Here is a 16,725-nt window from a genome sequence, read left to right as displayed (position 1 = left end):
CACGAAATATTTCGTGCATTTTTTTGTTTGTTTTTATCATAAATTGGTAATAGTGACAACTATGATAAGAATGATGTCTATCGTTGTAAAGATTTTACGAACGAAAGGTACGCTGTCATTATATAATCATTGCTACAATGAATACTAGAAGGACAAGCTCTTTTTACAAGGAGGGTGCGAGAATGAAAAAGTATGGGATTTGGATTGTGCTATTTCTTTTTGTTGCATTTGTAATTGGACAAAGTGTAACAACTGTTCTTGGAAAAGAAGAAACAAAATTTGATCAAAATGAAATATTTGAAACGATTCGAAAGGGATATGAAGCACAATTTTCTATTCGTGGTAAGCGACTGTCAATGGATAAAATGATTGATACATTATCTCCTTATTTCACAGAAAATTTCCTTCAAGTTTTTACGGATGAAAATAGTCAGGATGAAAAACGAAGTGCTCAATATTTATTGCCTACAAAAGAAGCGCCATTTACTTTTTCATCAAAAACAAAAATTGTATACAATCAAGAGTATAATTTGTTATATGTGTATGAACATAATATAACAAATGACCAATATCAAATTATCACACTGCAAAAAGATGGTGATAAGTGGAAGTTAGCGGGGTATCACGAAAATAAACAGCTTTTATCTGAGATTAGACAATTTGAAAAAGAATAAAAAGGGGCTTACTGCACGTAAAAGTCCGATTGGTGAGAGCTTTCCATGAGTGGGGGATGAAGAAAACCCCCACTCATGGAAGTTTCACTTTATTGTTCTAGTTCTAAAAGCTGTTGTAATTTTTCAATTTGAAAGCCTGCTACAACTTCTCCATCTACAACAACAGTAGGGGTAGAATAGGAATCGTAATCATAGAGAAGGCGATTGCGAGCCGCAGTATCTTTTTTCACGTCATATTCTGTAAATGTAATATGATTATGTTTTAAAAATTCTTTTATAATTTGACATGGTGGACAATCTGGTTGTGTATATACATCTACTTTCTTCATGTAAATCCTCCTCTTCAACTCATTTCTATTATATTCTCGTGTGTAAAAAACTTCAATAAAGTGAAATTTCCTTAAATAGAAGCGCATTGAGATAAAGTTTTTTGGCTGTTGAGCGTGGGAGAAACGGAATAAAGGCATTTATTTCGGCCTTTTGTACGTTTTTTCGACAAATTTTAGTTGAGTTTCTTGCTCATAACCATTATCCTAGGGTGTGGGACATTTTTTCAGTTATGACGGATAGAATGAGTATTGCTGTAAAACCTATTCGTAGGAAGATTAGAGAAAGGGGAGATTTCATGTCTCTGCTCCAAGGAATTTTAACTCGTCTTGTTAGTCTAAAAGAACAAGCTGAAAGCGGCGAAGTAGCACAACGCTATTTTGAAGTGAACGGTGAACGCAAATGTAGCGTTAAATATTTTGATAAAAGCGATATGTACGAGCTAGAAGTGTATCAACAAGGAGAAAAACCACAAGTATATCAATTTGATAATATTGATATGGTTGCAATCGAGATTTACGATATTCTTTCTTGATACATAAAAAGAAGGTGCCTGAGAATAAAGGCATCTTCTTTTTTTATGTAAGCTGAATAATATTAGCTCTCTGTTCCTACACTGATAATGCATTCTAGAAAATGAAACTTTTATCAATTGGACTCTTATTGTCCACGATGAGTGAGATAAAGAGGTGAGAAAAATGAAGAAAATACCTGTTGTTGTATGTCCGGAATGTCATAGGGAGTCAGAAATTACACATGTATTAACAGCGCAATCTAATCAAAATGTTATTTTCAAATGTCCATTTTGTACATATTTGATCCGGAATATCGAAACGAGTAAAGGATAAGTAAGACATATTTTGTTATTCTGTCCCATACAATGAGAATACGAAAGTCTGTCTATGAGAAGGGACGTGACTGTATGGACGGAAAATATCAATTTTACAATTTATCAGAGCGCCATATGAACTTTGAGACCGTATTCTCACGAATTTGTCATTTTATTCAAAGTGCACCTCGTAATATGTATCGATTGTCAATTGGAACAGATTCACAAGTGCATCAAAATGATACTCGTTTTATTACAGCAATTCATCTGCACCGTGTTGGAAAAGGTGCGTGGGGTTGTTTATACCATCAGACAATCCGGAGAAAGCCCCCGAGTTTGCGAGAAAAAATCTATTTAGAAACACAGTTTAGTCAAGAGATTGCTTGTTTATTTACACCTGAGCGAATACAACAGTTGTGGGAACTTCTTTATCCGTACCGCGGAGAAGGTGCTGAATTTGTTATGGAAATTCATTTAGATATTGGGAAAGACGGTTTGACGAGAGAGTTTATTTTAGATATGACAAATAAAATTACAGCGATGGGGTTAACGCCTAAAATTAAGCCTGATGCATATGCGGCGTCTAGCTATGCAAATCGGTACACGAAATAATTTCTGTACTGAATTTTCAATCTATTAAATAGGGGAAATATTTTATATAATAAAGAATAAGGACAGTTGAATAAGGAGAGGAGAAAATGAGTAGAGAAATTGATTTAACAAAAGAGGAACAAAGCTTATTGCTAGATGTTTTGTTTCGGCAAAATTATGCGAGTGAAATACTTGCCGTTGAACTTTCTGATATCGAAACTGGGCGAAAGAAAACAGATATATCTCATTACAAACAAATCACAAACTTATTTGCTCGTCTAAAAAATGAAGGATATTAAGGCTGCCAGAATGGTAGTCTTTTCTTTTGTTTCTATGGTAAAATGAACTGTGGTTATTTATTTTATATGAGAAACAAAAGGACAAATAATAATATGTAAACGTTGTCATAAACTGAAAATAGAAGTGAGAAAATAAAGAATTACTTGAACAAATTGGTTTTTTACGATTAGTTTACAATTGCTACTTGTTAGAATGGGATAAAGTGAGGGATAACAATATGATTAGTATTCCAAAAGAGGAGTTTCAGCAAGTTTTTGTAAAAGACTTAATGATTTCATCTGAAAAAGTAGCACATGTTCAAATTGGAAATAATCTTGAGCATGCTTTGCTTGTCTTGGTGAAGTCTGGCTATTCTGCTATTCCAGTACTAAATCCGATGTACAAATTGCATGGATTAGTGAGTACGGCAATGATTCTAGATGGTATTTTGGGACTAGAACGTATTGAATTTGAAAAGTTAGAGGACATGAAAGTAGAAAGTGTGATGAAAGGTGATATTCCACGCCTAAAGTTACAGGATTCATTTGCAAAAGCATTAGAGATTACGATTGATCATCCGTTTGTATGTGTTGAAAATGAGGAAGGATATTTTGAAGGGATTTTGACGCGACGTGCAATCTTAAAATTACTAAATAAAATGGTAAGACGGTTTAATCGATAACTTTGAAAAAGGCGACTTCAAATGAAAGAAGAAGTCGCTTTTATCGTTCAGTTGTAACGAAGGAAGGAGAAAACATTGCAAATTGATGATTTTCAAATGATGGTTATCTTAGCCCAAGAGCTAAATATGCGAAAAGCTTCTGAGCGCTTATTTGTGTCACAACCAGCGCTTAGTCAAAGACTCCAATCGATGGAAAAACAATGGGGGATGAAATTTTTTATTCGCTCGCAAAAAGGCTTAACGATTACACCAGAAGGCGAGAAAGTAGCGAATTATGCTAAAGATATGTTACAGAGAGAAGAAGCAATTAAAAGTGAATTAGCAACATTTCAGACGGAAACATATGGTACTTTAAAACTTGCCGTGGCTTCTGTTATTGGACAATACTGGTTACCGCCAGTTTTAAAGATGTTTGTACAAAGGTATCCATTTGTGAAAATTTCTCTTTTTACAGGTTGGAGTAGTGAGGTGCAAAATCATTTTTACGAAGGTGACGTTCACGTTGCGATTTTGCGAGGAACACAAGAATATAAAGGGTATAAACAGCAATTATTTGAAGATGAGTTATATTTAGTTGATACGGAGATTAAGGATATTTCCATGTTAAAAGATACGAATAGACCGTTCATTCAATTTAAAAGTGATTCGACATATTATGGACAAATACAGAATTGGTGGTATGGTTTATTTTCTAATCCGCCTAAACGTACAATTGTTGTTGATCAAATTGAAACGTGTAAGCAGCTTGTTTTAAATGGTATTGGTTATGCCCTTTTGCCCTCTACTGTTTTAAAAGAAGTAAAGCAAAAAACATATAAAACTCCAGTACAACTGACGAGAGAAACATGGCTATTAACAAGTGAATCGGCTAGACAGTTAAAACAAGTGCAGGCATTTTTAGAAATTATTGAAGAAATTCAAGAGGGAAAATAAGATTATTATCTTGCGAGGAGCCTTTTCGTTTGGTAGAGTAACATTATAAATGGATTTAGGAGGCAACAAGCATGAAAATGATGGATGCAAACGAGATTATTTCGTTTATTCAAAAAAGTGAGAAGAAAACTCCTGTAAAGGTATACATAAAAGGGGATTTAAAAGAAATTACATTCCCGGAAACAGTACAAGCATTTGTAAATAAAAAATCAGGTGTATTATTTGGAGAATGGTCTGACATTAAGGCAATTCTTGATGAAAATAAAAAGCATGTTGTAGATTATGTTGTAGAAAATGATCGTCGTAACTCTGCAATTCCAATGCTTGACTTAAAAGGCATTAAAGCACGTATTGAACCAGGTGCAATTATTCGTGACCATGTTGAAATTGGTGATAATGCAGTTATTATGATGAATGCAACAATCAACATTGGTGCTGTAATTGGTGAAGGTTCAATGATTGATATGAATGCAGTACTTGGTGGACGTGCAACAGTGGGTAAAAATTGTCACGTCGGAGCTGGAGCTGTACTTGCAGGCGTTATCGAGCCGCCTTCTGCAAAGCCGGTTATCGTTGAAGATGATGTTGTAATTGGCGCAAATGTAGTGGTTCTAGAAGGTGTTACAGTAGGTAAAGGTGCAGTTGTTGCAGCGGGTGCAGTTGTAACAGAAGATGTACCGCCATACACAGTTGTTGCAGGAACACCAGCACGCGTCATTAAAGAAATTGACGAAAAAACAAAAGCGAAAACAGAAATTAAACAAGAACTTCGTCAACTTAATCCAGAAAAATAAAAAAGAAAGCGTAAGGGCTTGCGAGCTCTTACGCTTTTTATCAATGGTGGTGAAAAGATGATGATAAATAAATTTATACAAATGCGCAGAGATTTACACCGAATTCCAGAGCTTGGTTTTCAAGAGTGGAAAACACAACAATATATTTTAAATTATATAAATACTCTTCCAAGTGAATATATGGAAGTAAAAACGTGGAAAACGGGTGTCATTGTAAAAGTACATGGTCGAAATCCGGAAAAAACAATTGGCTACCGTGCTGATATTGATGGGCTTCCAATTACGGAAGAGACAGGATATGAATTTGCTTCATTACATGAAGGTATGATGCACGCATGCGGCCACGATATTCATACAACAATCGGTCTTGGATTATTAACAGCTTTTATAACAGAGCGAATTGACGATCATCTCGTTTTTATTTTTCAACCAGCTGAGGAAGGGCCGGGCGGTGCTCTTCCGTTATTGCAAAGTGAAGAATTTCAAGCATGGAAGCCGGATATGATTCTTGGGCTTCATATTGCACCTGAATATCCAATTGGATCAATTGCAACAAAAGAAGGGTTGCTTTTTGCAAATACATCGGAGTTATACATTGATTTGAAAGGTAAAGGTGGGCATGCAGCATATCCACACACAGCTAATGATATGATTGTTGCGGCAAGCCATCTTGTTACACAGCTCCAATCTGTTATTAGTCGAAATGTGAATCCGCTAGATAGCGCAGTTATTACAATTGGGAAAATTACAGGTGGGACAGTACAAAATATTATTGCGGAAAAGGCTCGTTTAGAAGGAACGATTCGTACATTATCTGTTGAGTCTATGAAACGAGTGAAGGAACGCATTGAAGCAATTGTTGGAGGGATTGAAGCGTCTTTTCAATGTACAGCGCATATTGATTATGGAGCGAGGTATCACCAAGTATATAATCATGAAATGTTAACGCAGGAATTTATGAAATTTACGTCCGAACATACAGATATGGATGTTATTACCTGTACGGAAGCGATGACAGGAGAGGATTTTGGATACATGCTTCGTGATATTCCAGGTTTTATGTTTTGGCTCGGAGTAGAATCTGAATATGGTCTACATCATGCGAAATTACAGCCGAATGAGTTGGCGATTGAAAAAGCGATTACTTTTTTAACAACATACGTAAAATGGAAAGGGAACAGAGCGTAATGCGTGTTCCCTTTTTATATAAGAAAATTTTTATGATCTATCGTGCATTTTTTTTGTAATTCTAGCACAATACTTTATAATGGTAGGTAGAGGAAAAAGTTAATAGTTAGTTATTTTATAATAATTATTAAATAACATTGACTAAAAACTGATTCTTCATATATAATACAAGAGTAGATAACATATGACAAAAAATTTAACGGAGGTTGATACATATGGCAGAACGTATGGTAGCAAAACAGGCTCCACGCTTTGAGATGGATGCTGTTATGCCAAACAAAGAATTTGGTAAAGTAAGCCTTGAAGAGGTTATGAAACAAGATAAATGGACAGTGCTTTTCTTCTATCCAATGGACTTCACTTTCGTATGTCCAACAGAAATCATCGCACTTTCTGATCGTTATGATGAGTTTGAAGACTTAGATGCAGAAGTAATTGGTGTATCAACTGATACAATCCATACTCATTTAGCATGGATTAACACTGACCGTACGAAAAACGGCTTAGGTGAATTAAAATATCCATTAGCTGCTGATACAAATCATGTAGTATCTCGTGAATATGGCGTATTACTTGAAGAAGAGGGTATCGCACTTCGCGGTCTATTCATCATTAGCCCAGAAGGCGAATTAATGTATCAAGTTGTACATCATAATAACATTGGACGTGAAGTTGACGAAGTAATCCGCGTTCTTCAAGCTCTTCAAACTGGTGGACTTTGCCCAGCAAACTGGAAACCAGGTCAAGCAACTTTAAACGTTTAATTTTTTGACTGAGTGAAAAAAGGTCTAACAAATCGTTGTTAGGCCTTTCTCTACATATATAAGGAGGAAATGTAATGAAGTTACGTGAACCAATGCCTTCCTTAGAAGGAGCAACAACTGTACTAAATGGAGAAGTAGTAAGGGAAGCGCTAATTGGCGATAAACCAACATTGATTCATTTTTGGTCTGTTAGTTGTCATTTATGTAAAGAAGCGATGCCGAGCATTAACGAGTTCCGTGATGATTATAAAGACAAATTAAATGTAATTGCTGTACATATGCCGCGTTCAGAAGAAGATTTAGATCTTGAAAAAGTGAAAGAAGTGGCAGAGGAGCACGGTATTGTACAGCCGATTTTAGTAGACAATAAGCATGCAATTACAGATTCCTTTGAAAATCAATATGTGCCAGCATATTATGTTTTTGATAAAAATGGTGTGCTGCGTCATTTCCAAGCTGGTGGTAGCGGCATGCAAATGCTAACAAAACGAGTTAATCGTGTTCTTGATGAAGCTGAAAAAACAGCTGAATAATAGAAAACCTCCCTCGTGATAGGGAGGTTTTTAGTTTACATTTCATATACAAAATGTGTAAAATCAATTTGTTATATAGAGAAAAAGGGTAGGGGATAGTGTGCAAATCGGAAGTACTATACTATGTTTCTTTTTATATACATATGTAATCATAGCTGCGACATATTTCGGTGTTAGTTTCTATACATATTGTTTAGCGAAAAAAGAAAGCTATGCAAGCACATATGAGTGGATGAGATTGTATTTATCGCCTGTTGTAGAAATTATGAATGCGTTTGTACTATTCTTATTTGTTGGATTGATTGCTTTTTCAACGAGCTTAGTTGGAAATAAAATGACTTTATTTATCCTTGGTGCCATTATTTTTATGTTATTAGGAATTCGAATTGGTAATATGGTGTTTTGGAACAAAGCTCTAGTTGAAGGATATACTGGTATATGTATTCCAGGTTTGATAGCTGCAATTGTTACAAATATAGAAAATGAGTATTATCAGCTTCATTTTTGGTTAATTATTGTTCTGACAATTGTATCGCTTTTATATATAAGTGCGGCTTTTTTAACGTATTGCGCGTATAAACGAGAAGACAGGCAAGCGGTATTACTCTTTCGAAAGTGGGCTTTGTTTTGGAGTGTTCCAACAATGTTTGTTATAGGAGCAATTGCTATTATTGTGAACGGATATGAGCTAACAGGGTGGCAAAAAATGATTGAAATATGGTGGGTATTTATTGTTTCTTTTATTGGTTTTTTAGGAGCTACTCATTATTTATTTCATCAGCAGCACTATCAATTTGCATTGTTATTTGCTTTTATACAGTTATTATTTGCTTTTTTTGGACAAGAAACTTTAGTATTTGTATTTCAGACGTTTAGTTCATTTGGAAATGTATTTATTTTCGGTATGTTAATATGTATGCTTGCGTTTTATTTACAACAATTTTTCTATATTCAAAAACAAAAATAAAGATAGAAAGGAAATTGTTGTAACGTTTATCCCGCTATTTGGGAGCAGTAAGACCTCCACCTCAAGATTCGGCGAAAGCATTGTCCAGTTCCAGTGGCTAGAATGTTCGGTGGCTTCACTTCTTCCTACGAGGTAAAAAACATCTCTCTGTCTTAGGCGCGGGCGTCCTGCGATTCTGGGCGAGTCGCTTCCGCTTTTCTACAGAAGATAGGTGGGGGATAACTGCTGGCATGCGACCGATTGGTGAGAGCTTTCCCTCAGAGGGAGAGGAAGAAAATCCCCTCTGAGGGAAGTTTCACTTTATAAAGTATGCTACAATGATAGTTGATCCTAATTAAACGGCAGTAAAGTCTTTGTATCTAGTTTTTAAAGAGAAAAAGAATGAATAAGAGAATAACTGCTTATAAGAGCTTGATTCGTTCAATTAACCATGAGTGGGAGATGAAAAACACTGATGGAGGATTTACTTTATACGATTCGATATTATTGGAGGAATTTGTGTGAGTACGAAGGAAAAAGAGTTTGCTGTTATTGGTCTTGGCCGATTTGGCGGCAGCATTTGCCGGGAATTAGCGCAGCTAGGAATAGAAGTTATGGCAATTGATATGAATGAAGACCGTGTAAATGAATTTGCAAATATTGCATCCCATGCTGTAATTGCCGATTCTACAGATGAAATGGTATTAAAAAGTTTAGGAATCCGTAATTTTGATCATGTTGTGGTAGCGATTGGTGATAATCTGAATGCAAGTATTTTAACGACTCTTATTTTAAAAGAATTAGGCGTGAAAAATATTACTGTGAAAGCACAAAACGATTATCATGAAAAAGTTTTAACTAAAATTGGTGCCGATCATATTGTTCATCCTGAGCGTGATATGGGGAAACGAATTGCGAATAATATTGCTTCAAGTAGTGTCTTAGACTATTTAGAACTCTCAGATGAACATAGCATCGTTGAGATTATTGCGAATGAAAAGATTGATGGTCATTCGTTAATTGAATTAGATATCCGTGCGAAGTTTGGATTAAACATTGTGGCAATTAAACGCGGAAAGGAAGTTCTTGTTTCACCGCGTGCGACAGAAAATATTCAAATCGGAGATATTTTGATAGTCATTGGTCATGATAATGATGTGGATCGCTTTGAAATGTTTTTAGCAAAATAATAAAAAGGACAATGCAGCTTGGCATTGTCCTTTTTATTTAAATTTCCATAATGATTGGTAAGATCATTGGACGACGTTTTGTTTTTTCGTATAAGAATGGAGCTAACGTATCTGTAATTTCATTTTTGATTTCAGACCATTGTGTCGTTTTGCGCTCCATTACTTTTTCTAAATGACTTGTAATCAATGTCTGTGCATCGTTAATTAAATCACTGCTTTCACGCATATAAACGAATCCACGAGAAATAATATCTGGTCCAGCTGCCACTTTGAATTCCTTCATATCGATGCTAACAACAACGATAACAAGTCCTTCTTCTGAAAGAATACGGCGGTCTCGAAGTACGATATTACCAATATCACCAATGCCGTTTCCGTCGATATAAACAGAACCAGAAGGGATCTTTCCTGCGATTGTTGCTTCATCTTCACGAAGCGCAAGTACATCACCGTTATCAATTATGAAGCAATTTTCTTCAGGAATACCACAATCATTCGCTAATTTTGCATGCATACGTTGCATACGATATTCACCGTGAATTGGCATGAAATATTTTGGTTTAATGAGACGCAGCATTAATTTCTGTTCTTCTTGTCCACCATGTCCGCTTGTATGAATGTCAGTCAGTGGTCCGTGAATTACATCAGCACCTGCACGATACAACATGTTGATTGTACGGCTTACACTTACCGTGTTCCCAGGAATCGGAGAGGACGAGAATACGACGGTATCACCAGGGATAATTTGAATTTGACGGTGGGTACCATTGGCAATGCGAGATAATGCAGCCATTGGTTCACCTTGACTTCCTGTACATAAAATCACAACTTGGTTTGCTGGTATACGATTTAGTTGTGATGGTTCAATAATTGTATCTTTCGGACAGCGAATGTAGCCAAGATTTTGTCCGATTTCCATTGCTGCTTCCATGCTTCGGCCAAAAACAGCAATCTTTCGATTGTTTGCTACTGCAGCTTCTACCACTTGTTGCAGTCGATGGATATTTGAAGCAAACGTTGCGAATATAATACGGCCTTCTACTTTACGGAAAATATCCTGAATGCTATCACCTACGCGACGTTCGGACATTGTAAAGTGAGGGACTTCACTATTCGTGCTATCAGATAGCAAGCAAAGGACACCTTCTTTTCCGATTTCAGCCATTTTTGTTAAGTTTGCTGGTTCACCAACTGGTGTGAAATCAAATTTAAAGTCTCCTGTATGAACAACCTGACCCTGTGGTGTTTTCACGACGATACCGTACGAATCTGGGATGCTATGCGTCGTGCGGAAGAAAGAAACGGATGTTTTTTTGAATTTAATTACATCGTCTTCTTTAATCTCATACAGTTGTGCTTTTCGCAGTAATCCGTGCTCTTCTAGTTTATTTTTAATCAGTCCGAGCGCAAGTTTTCCACCATAAATTGGAATGTTTACTTGACGCAATAAATAAGGGATTCCACCGATATGATCTTCGTGACCATGTGTAATAAAGAGTCCTTTAATTTTTTCTTCGTTACGTACCAAATACGTGTAGTCAGGGATGACATAATCAATCCCGAGAAGTTCGTCTTCTGGGAATTTAATCCCAGCGTCAATAATAATAATTTCATCTTGAAATTGGACAGCATATGTATTTTTGCCGATTTCACCGAGTCCGCCAAGCGCGAAAACAGCAGTTTGATCATTTTTTAAGAATTTCATAAATTAGACGTTCTCCGCTAATTTGAAATCTGCATATTGCTTTTCATATTCAAGATGAGCACCAGTTACAGACTGGATAAACTCGATATTATATGCGAACTTGTGTAACTTTGTGCGAACTTCTCTTTCAGACCCAGCTTCTAGATAAAGTACCTTAGTATTTTCACGTACAGGTACCTCTAGCATTTTTTCTTGATAAAATACTTTAAAAATCATTAAAACAATCTCTCCTTGTTTATGTTTTAGGCTATCTTTTACCTATTATAAAGCAAACGGTTATGATTTTCATGTTTTTTCGAATAAGAATGAAGAAAAAAGCCCGAAATGGGCACGATTTAAGCAATTGTTTTTTTACGAAGTAAATCGTTCCAATATACTTTTAACTTTTTCTTCAGTTTCTTTAGCACGATTGTCCCTTCCTTTCTTCGTTCAAAACATGCATGTAATCTTATTCTGATGTGCAATAAGAAGTGAATTTTAGAAAATGAACTACTATTAAGAAGATATTTCGTTCAAATTATAGTATGAGATAGAATAGAAAAGAAAATTCATGTGTTGAATTGCAGTGCCATTTTTATTTCAGTATATGCATAGTTAGGTAAGATGGTTAGATGCTGAGCGCTTTCTTCATAGATGTTTTATATGTTATACTTTTTTAGTATTTGAGAAGAGATTTAAACGATGAAGTGAGATGTTTAACTTGATGTAGTAGAAAGGATTATGTAAATGAATGATAAAATTGTCTTTTTTGATATTGACGGAACTTTACTAGATCATAACAAAGAAATACCACAATCTACAAGAGAAGCTGTACGTCGCCTTCAAGAAAATGGGGTACATGTAGCAATTGCAACAGGACGTGCACCATTTATGTTTGAAGATATTCGTAAAGAGCTAAATATTCATAATTACGTAAGTTTTAATGGACAGTATGTTGTATTTGAAGATGAAGTTGTATATAAAAATCCTTTACACCCAGATACATTACATGCCTTCACGAAGTTTTCAGAAGAGGAAGGCTATCCTCTTGTTTATTTGGATCATAAAGACATGAAGGCGACAGTGGCATCACATAATTATGTAGCGGAAAGCTTTGCTAGTCTTCGCATGAGTCATCCCGTGTTTGAACCTAGTTTTTATGAAAAGCGTGACATCTATCAAACGCTTCTATTTTGTAAAGCAGGGGAAGAAGAAAAGTTTATCAACGACTATCCGCAATTTCATTTTATTCGCTGGCATGCTTATTCTATGGACATTATTCCGATGGGGGGATCGAAAGCGAAAGGAATTGAAAAATTTATTGAAAAGCTTGGATTCACTCGAGAACAGGTTTATGCATTTGGGGACGGGTTGAATGATTTCGAAATGATTGAAACTGTAGGGACAGGAATTGCTATGGGAAATGGACATGAAGATTTGAAGAAACTTGCTAATTATGTAACGAAAGATGTTGCAGAAGATGGTATCCTTCATGGATTGCAGTGGGCAGGATTATTGTAAAGGATCAGTATGAAAACCATTTCATGTAAAAATTAGTCTGTTTTCATTAAGTTTAATGAAAACAGACTAATTTTTTTATCCTTCTATTGGCGGACAGCAAAGGCCCTTACTGATAGGAGTTTCATTTTATCCCGCTATTCGCGGGCAGTAAGACCCCCATCTCAAGATTTGAAGAGAAACGAGGAAGATATAGCGAGGGATAACTGCCCGTAAAAGCCCGATTGGTGAGAGCTTCCAATAGTAGGGGGGATGAAAAAAACCACTGTTGGAAGTTTCACTTTATCTTTCTAAAGGTGTTGTATTTTCTGGGATTAAAAATGGATTGTCTTTATTAATATGGTCATAAAACATAACACCGTTTAAGTGATCAATTTCATGTTGGAAGACAATAGCTGGTAAACCTTTTAAACGTAGTTTCACTTCTTCACCGTTTATTGTTGTTCCTTTTACAGTGATGCGAGTGTAACGAGGCACATAGCCAGGAACTTCGCGATCTACCGATAGACAACCTTCGCCACCTGATAAGTACGTACGTTCTACAGAGTGACTGATAATTTTCGGGTTAAATAAAGCGTAGCTATATAACGTTCCATCTCTATCGGTTACATGAACAGCAATCATTTTTTTAGAAACACCAATTTGAGGAGCTGCTAAACCAATTCCAGGACGTAAATTATATTTTTCAACCATTTCGGGGTTTTGACTATTAATAACAAATTCGATCATTTTTCGTAATATATGTACATCTTCTTCGCTCGCTGGTAGAGCTATCTCCTCAGCTACTGCTCGTAAAATTGGATTTCCTTCACGAATCACATCATTCATTGTAAGCATATGCAATCTCTCCTTTCATCTTTAGTCTACCAAAGGTCGTGGGAAAAGTCATGACAAAGAACAAGGTAGTCAAACCGCCTTGTTCTTTTATAATTGTTTCATTTTACATTAACAGATGCAAGAAGCACCGACGATAATTAAAAGTATAAACAATACAACGATTATAGCAAATCCGTGTCCGAATCCGCCGCAACCACCATATCCACCATATCCATACGTAGGATATGCGCAAGCAGTTGGGTAATAACAATGAGTGTATCCGTACATGGTGTAACCTCCTTTACCATTTCCGCGAATGCTGCGGTTAATATAATGTATGGAAGAAAGAAGAAAAATGTTATAGTTATTTGCCTAAAAGGCGATAAGGGCTGCATATTTTTATTAAAATGGGACAAAAGATAAGAGTGAAATAAATCGTTTACATATTATTCTATGATCAAAATATGTGTGAAAAGGGAATAATATAACAGGTGAGGTTCACTCACTAATACAGATAGTATTTTGAAAATGTGTATTTGTTAAGAAAACCTCGTTAAATTCCGAAAAAATTTCGAAATCAAAGTGATTGACAGGGTGATTAGAATAGTTGTAAACTTAAAAACGTGATCAAGATTGTATTAATTTGTTTAAATAAAAACATTAGTACAGATTGTTAGGTGCACAAATTATTCAATAACTGACGAATGGTGCGTCAGTTTTCGTGCTTATGCTTTTATCTTAGCAAGGTGCTAGTGAAAGCGTTTAAGAATATGGTTCAAGAGAGGAAGAGGTGAACGGAATGGGTACTAAAACAAAAAAGGCCCTATTTAATGTTGATGAGCAAATGAAAGCTATCGCAGCTCAATTTGAAACATTACAAATCTTAAATGAAAAAGGCGAAGTTGTGAATGAAGCAGCTATGCCAGAATTAACTGATGATCAATTAAAAGAATTAATGCGTCGTATGGTGTATACTCGCGTATTAGACCAACGTTCTATTTCTTTAAACCGTCAAGGTCGCTTAGGTTTCTATGCGCCAACAGCTGGACAAGAAGCTTCTCAATTAGCAAGTCATTTTGCTCTTGAAAAAGAAGATTTCATCTTACCAGGGTACCGTGATGTTCCGCAATTAGTATGGCACGGTTTACCACTATACCAAGCATTCTTATTCTCTCGCGGACATTTCATGGGTAACCAAATGCCTGCAGATGTAAATGCACTTTCTCCACAAATTATTATCGGTGCGCAAATCATCCAAACTGCTGGTGTTGCGTTAGGTATGAAATTACGTGGTAAAAAATCTGTTGCAATTACTTACACTGGTGACGGCGGAGCGTCTCAAGGTGACTTCTACGAAGGTATGAACTTTGCGGGTGCATTTAAAGCTCCAGCAATCTTCGTTGTTCAAAACAACCGTTATGCAATCTCTACTCCAGTAGAAAAACAATCTGCAGCAAAAACTGTAGCACAAAAAGCAGTTGCAGCAGGTATTTATGGAATTCAAGTAGACGGTATGGACCCATTAGCTGTATACGCAGCAACTGCTTTTGCTCGTGAGCGCGCAGTAAACGGTGAAGGCCCTACTTTAATCGAGACTTTAACATTCCGTTACGGTCCACATACAATGGCTGGTGATGACCCAACTCGTTACCGTACAAAAGATATCGAAAACGAATGGGAACAAAAAGACCCAATCGTACGTTTCCGTGCGTTCTTAGAAAACAAAGGTATCTGGTCTCAAGAAGAAGAAGAAAAAGTAATCGAACAGGCTAAAGAAGATATTAAAGAAGCGATTGCTAAAGCAGACCAAGCTCCAAAACAAAAAGTTACTGATTTGATGGAAATCATGTACGAAACAATGCCTTACAACTTAGCTGAACAATATGAAATTTACAAAGAAAAGGAGTCGAAGTAAGCCATGGCTCAAATGACAATGATTCAAGCAATCACTGATGCTTTACGCGTTGAAATGAAAAATGATCCTAACGTACTTGTGTTTGGTGAAGACGTTGGTGTAAACGGCGGTGTATTCCGTGCTACTGAAGGTTTGCAAGCTGAATTCGGTGAAGACCGTGTAATGGATACTCCACTTGCAGAGTCTGGTATCGGTGGACTTGCAGTTGGTTTAGCACTTGAGGGCTTCCGTCCAGTTCCTGAAATTCAATTCTTCGGTTTCGTTTTCGAAGTAATGGATTCTATTTCTGGTCAAATGGCTCGCATGCGCTACCGTTCTGGTGGACGTTGGACTGCTCCAATTACAGTTCGTTCTCCTTTCGGTGGTGGTGTTCATACGCCAGAATTACACGCTGACAGCTTAGAAGGATTAATGACACAACAACCAGGTTTAAAAGTTGTAATTCCATCTACTCCATACGATGCGAAAGGTCTTTTAATTTCTGCAATTCGTGATAACGATCCAGTTATTTACTTAGAGCACATGAAATTATACCGTTCTTTCCGTCAAGAAGTACCAGAAGGTGAATACACAATTGACCTTGGTAAAGCTGATGTAAAACGTGAAGGTACAGATGTATCTGTTATCACATACGGTGCAATGGTACATGCTGCATTAAAAGCTGCTGAAGAACTAGAAAAAGAAGGCATCTCTTTAGAGGTTGTTGACTTACGTACAGTTCAACCATTAGATATCGAAACAATTATTGCTTCTGTTGAAAAAACAGGCCGCGTTGTTGTAGTTCAAGAAGCTCAAAAACAAGCTGGTATTGCAGCTAATGTTGTAGCAGAAATCAATGACCGTGCAATCTTAAACTTAGAAGCTCCAGTTGTACGTGTTGCAGCTGCTGATACAGTATTCCCATTCTCTCAAGCAGAGAGCGTATGGTTACCAAACCACAAGGATATTGTTGAAGCTGTTAACAAAGTAATGAACTTCTAATTTTAATTTTACTTTTATGTGCAAAAGAAGTCAGCGCATGCTGATTTCTTTTGCGATACTTAATAATAATGATATGAATCA

At 36.3% G+C, this 16,725-nt stretch carries 20 protein-coding genes and 1 pseudogene; 16 read left to right on the top strand and 5 right to left on the bottom strand.

The annotated features are described in order from the left end of the window. The first annotated feature begins 182 nt into the window (after positions 1 to 182). Positions 183 to 674, top strand: coding sequence for a DUF3993 domain-containing protein (locus AB1284_RS15170; protein WP_429754083.1), 492 nt, complete (start codon positions 183 to 185; stop codon positions 672 to 674). Positions 675 to 763: 89 nt separating this feature from the next. Here AB1284_RS15170 and AB1284_RS15165 read toward each other — a convergent pair whose 3' ends face one another. Further along, positions 764 to 1,003 carry a glutaredoxin domain-containing protein gene (locus tag AB1284_RS15165; protein WP_336481405.1) on the bottom strand — a complete coding sequence of 80 codons (240 nt, stop codon included), beginning with the start codon at positions 1,001 to 1,003 and terminating at the stop codon, positions 764 to 766. A gap of 296 nt (positions 1,004 to 1,299) precedes the next feature. Between AB1284_RS15165 and AB1284_RS15160 the strand changes: the two genes are divergently transcribed. The 12 genes from AB1284_RS15160 (at position 1,300) to AB1284_RS15105 (ending at position 9,730) form a co-directional block, all read left to right on the top strand. Continuing rightward, a complete protein-coding gene (locus AB1284_RS15160) occupies positions 1,300 to 1,536 on the top strand; it encodes a YkuJ family protein (RefSeq protein WP_020059327.1) in 237 nt (78 codons plus the stop codon). Between the two features lie 163 nt (positions 1,537 to 1,699). After that, positions 1,700 to 1,849 carry a hypothetical protein gene (locus tag AB1284_RS15155; protein ID WP_429754084.1) on the top strand — a complete coding sequence of 50 codons (150 nt, stop codon included), beginning with the start codon at positions 1,700 to 1,702 and terminating at the stop codon, positions 1,847 to 1,849. Between the two features lie 74 nt (positions 1,850 to 1,923). After that, positions 1,924 to 2,442: a ribonuclease H-like YkuK family protein gene (locus AB1284_RS15150; protein ID WP_336481403.1), complete on the top strand. Its 519-nt coding sequence runs from the start codon at positions 1,924 to 1,926 to the stop codon at positions 2,440 to 2,442. Positions 2,443 to 2,528: 86 nt separating this feature from the next. Beyond that, positions 2,529 to 2,720 carry an antirepressor AbbA gene (gene abbA / locus AB1284_RS15145; RefSeq protein WP_336481402.1) on the top strand — a complete coding sequence of 64 codons (192 nt, stop codon included), beginning with the start codon at positions 2,529 to 2,531 and terminating at the stop codon, positions 2,718 to 2,720. A gap of 218 nt (positions 2,721 to 2,938) precedes the next feature. Beyond that, the gene (gene cbpB / locus AB1284_RS15140; RefSeq protein WP_429754085.1) at positions 2,939 to 3,382 is read left to right on the top strand and encodes a cyclic-di-AMP-binding protein CbpB; all 444 of its coding nucleotides are present in this window, start codon (positions 2,939 to 2,941) and stop codon (positions 3,380 to 3,382) included. Positions 3,383 to 3,457: 75 nt separating this feature from the next. Then, entirely contained in the window at positions 3,458 to 4,315 is an 858-nt protein-coding gene (locus AB1284_RS15135; protein WP_336481400.1) for a LysR family transcriptional regulator, read from the top strand. A gap of 71 nt (positions 4,316 to 4,386) precedes the next feature. Then, complete coding sequence (dapD, locus tag AB1284_RS15130; protein WP_336481399.1) at positions 4,387 to 5,109, top strand: 2,3,4,5-tetrahydropyridine-2,6-dicarboxylate N-acetyltransferase; 723 nt, start codon at positions 4,387 to 4,389, stop codon at positions 5,107 to 5,109. 57 nt (positions 5,110 to 5,166) lie between these two features. Next, positions 5,167 to 6,297: an N-acetyldiaminopimelate deacetylase gene (locus AB1284_RS15125; protein ID WP_429754086.1), complete on the top strand. Its 1,131-nt coding sequence runs from the start codon at positions 5,167 to 5,169 to the stop codon at positions 6,295 to 6,297. Positions 6,298 to 6,512: 215 nt separating this feature from the next. Further along, positions 6,513 to 7,061 (top strand): peroxiredoxin, encoded by a 549-nt coding sequence (locus AB1284_RS15120; RefSeq protein WP_090914271.1) that lies wholly within the window; start codon positions 6,513 to 6,515, stop codon positions 7,059 to 7,061. 74 nt (positions 7,062 to 7,135) lie between these two features. Next, the gene (locus tag AB1284_RS15115; RefSeq protein ID WP_336481397.1) at positions 7,136 to 7,594 is read left to right on the top strand and encodes a TlpA disulfide reductase family protein; all 459 of its coding nucleotides are present in this window, start codon (positions 7,136 to 7,138) and stop codon (positions 7,592 to 7,594) included. 100 nt (positions 7,595 to 7,694) lie between these two features. Continuing rightward, on the top strand, positions 7,695 to 8,561 hold the full coding sequence (locus AB1284_RS15110; protein WP_429754087.1) for a cytochrome C oxidase assembly protein: 867 nt from the start codon (positions 7,695 to 7,697) through the stop codon (positions 8,559 to 8,561). Between the two features lie 500 nt (positions 8,562 to 9,061). Beyond that, complete coding sequence (locus AB1284_RS15105; RefSeq protein ID WP_336481395.1) at positions 9,062 to 9,730, top strand: potassium channel family protein; 669 nt, start codon at positions 9,062 to 9,064, stop codon at positions 9,728 to 9,730. A 37-nt stretch (positions 9,731 to 9,767) separates the two neighbouring features. Here the strand turns inward: AB1284_RS15105 and rnjA are convergent, their stop codons facing one another. Both rnjA and AB1284_RS15095 read right to left on the bottom strand, forming a co-directional pair. Beyond that, complete coding sequence (gene rnjA / locus AB1284_RS15100; RefSeq protein ID WP_429754088.1) at positions 9,768 to 11,435, bottom strand: ribonuclease J1; 1,668 nt, start codon at positions 11,433 to 11,435, stop codon at positions 9,768 to 9,770. A 3-nt stretch (positions 11,436 to 11,438) separates the two neighbouring features. Continuing rightward, positions 11,439 to 11,651 (bottom strand): DNA-dependent RNA polymerase subunit epsilon, encoded by a 213-nt coding sequence (locus AB1284_RS15095; protein ID WP_035429230.1) that lies wholly within the window; start codon positions 11,649 to 11,651, stop codon positions 11,439 to 11,441. 510 nt (positions 11,652 to 12,161) lie between these two features. Between AB1284_RS15095 and AB1284_RS15090 the strand changes: the two genes are divergently transcribed. Further along, on the top strand, positions 12,162 to 12,935 hold the full coding sequence (locus AB1284_RS15090; RefSeq protein WP_429754089.1) for a Cof-type HAD-IIB family hydrolase: 774 nt from the start codon (positions 12,162 to 12,164) through the stop codon (positions 12,933 to 12,935). A gap of 279 nt (positions 12,936 to 13,214) precedes the next feature. Here the strand turns inward: AB1284_RS15090 and def are convergent, their stop codons facing one another. Next, the gene (gene def, locus AB1284_RS15085) at positions 13,215 to 13,769 is read right to left on the bottom strand and encodes a peptide deformylase (protein WP_429754090.1); all 555 of its coding nucleotides are present in this window, start codon (positions 13,767 to 13,769) and stop codon (positions 13,215 to 13,217) included. A gap of 108 nt (positions 13,770 to 13,877) precedes the next feature. Then, positions 13,878 to 13,982 (bottom strand): annotated as a pseudogene (locus tag AB1284_RS15080) (YjcZ family sporulation protein); the annotation flags it as partial. Between the two features lie 565 nt (positions 13,983 to 14,547). On the opposite strand from AB1284_RS15080, the gene pdhA reads away from it, so the two are divergent. Both pdhA and pdhB read left to right on the top strand, forming a co-directional pair. Continuing rightward, complete coding sequence (gene pdhA, locus AB1284_RS15075) at positions 14,548 to 15,663, top strand: pyruvate dehydrogenase E1 component subunit alpha (RefSeq protein WP_429754091.1); 1,116 nt, start codon at positions 14,548 to 14,550, stop codon at positions 15,661 to 15,663. A 3-nt stretch (positions 15,664 to 15,666) separates the two neighbouring features. Then, positions 15,667 to 16,644, top strand: coding sequence for a pyruvate dehydrogenase complex E1 component subunit beta (gene pdhB / locus AB1284_RS15070; RefSeq protein WP_429754092.1), 978 nt, complete (start codon positions 15,667 to 15,669; stop codon positions 16,642 to 16,644). Positions 16,645 to 16,725: the final 81 nt, after the last annotated feature.

Origin of the sequence: Bacillus sp. S2(2024) (assembly GCF_050474045.1) — a bacterium.
In the GTDB taxonomy this organism is placed as follows: Bacteria; Bacillota; Bacilli; order Bacillales; family Bacillaceae_G; genus Bacillus_A; species Bacillus_A yunxiaonensis.
The sequence above is the reverse complement of the archived record's forward strand: the minus strand, read 5'-3'. Positions and strand labels throughout refer to the sequence as shown.

Excerpts from the sequence above, each read along its gene's own strand:
- AB1284_RS15170 (WP_429754083.1), top strand. The coding sequence starts at position 183 with ATGAAAAAGTATGGGATTTGGATTGTGCTATTTCTTTTTGTTGCATTT.
- AB1284_RS15165 (WP_336481405.1), bottom strand. The coding sequence starts at position 1,003 with ATGAAGAAAGTAGATGTATATACACAACCAGATTGTCCACCATGTCAA.
- AB1284_RS15160 (WP_020059327.1), top strand. The coding sequence starts at position 1,300 with ATGTCTCTGCTCCAAGGAATTTTAACTCGTCTTGTTAGTCTAAAAGAA.
- AB1284_RS15155 (WP_429754084.1), top strand. The coding sequence starts at position 1,700 with ATGAAGAAAATACCTGTTGTTGTATGTCCGGAATGTCATAGGGAGTCA.
- AB1284_RS15150 (WP_336481403.1), top strand. The coding sequence starts at position 1,924 with ATGGACGGAAAATATCAATTTTACAATTTATCAGAGCGCCATATGAAC.
- abbA (WP_336481402.1), top strand. The coding sequence starts at position 2,529 with ATGAGTAGAGAAATTGATTTAACAAAAGAGGAACAAAGCTTATTGCTA.
- cbpB (WP_429754085.1), top strand. The coding sequence starts at position 2,939 with ATGATTAGTATTCCAAAAGAGGAGTTTCAGCAAGTTTTTGTAAAAGAC.
- dapD (WP_336481399.1), top strand. The coding sequence starts at position 4,387 with ATGAAAATGATGGATGCAAACGAGATTATTTCGTTTATTCAAAAAAGT.
- AB1284_RS15125 (WP_429754086.1), top strand. The coding sequence starts at position 5,167 with ATGATGATAAATAAATTTATACAAATGCGCAGAGATTTACACCGAATT.
- AB1284_RS15120 (WP_090914271.1), top strand. The coding sequence starts at position 6,513 with ATGGCAGAACGTATGGTAGCAAAACAGGCTCCACGCTTTGAGATGGAT.
- AB1284_RS15115 (WP_336481397.1), top strand. The coding sequence starts at position 7,136 with ATGAAGTTACGTGAACCAATGCCTTCCTTAGAAGGAGCAACAACTGTA.
- rnjA (WP_429754088.1), bottom strand. The coding sequence starts at position 11,435 with ATGAAATTCTTAAAAAATGATCAAACTGCTGTTTTCGCGCTTGGCGGA.
- AB1284_RS15095 (WP_035429230.1), bottom strand. The coding sequence starts at position 11,651 with ATGATTTTTAAAGTATTTTATCAAGAAAAAATGCTAGAGGTACCTGTA.
- AB1284_RS15090 (WP_429754089.1), top strand. The coding sequence starts at position 12,162 with ATGAATGATAAAATTGTCTTTTTTGATATTGACGGAACTTTACTAGAT.
- def (WP_429754090.1), bottom strand. The coding sequence starts at position 13,769 with ATGCTTACAATGAATGATGTGATTCGTGAAGGAAATCCAATTTTACGA.
- pdhA (WP_429754091.1), top strand. The coding sequence starts at position 14,548 with ATGGGTACTAAAACAAAAAAGGCCCTATTTAATGTTGATGAGCAAATG.
- pdhB (WP_429754092.1), top strand. The coding sequence starts at position 15,667 with ATGGCTCAAATGACAATGATTCAAGCAATCACTGATGCTTTACGCGTT.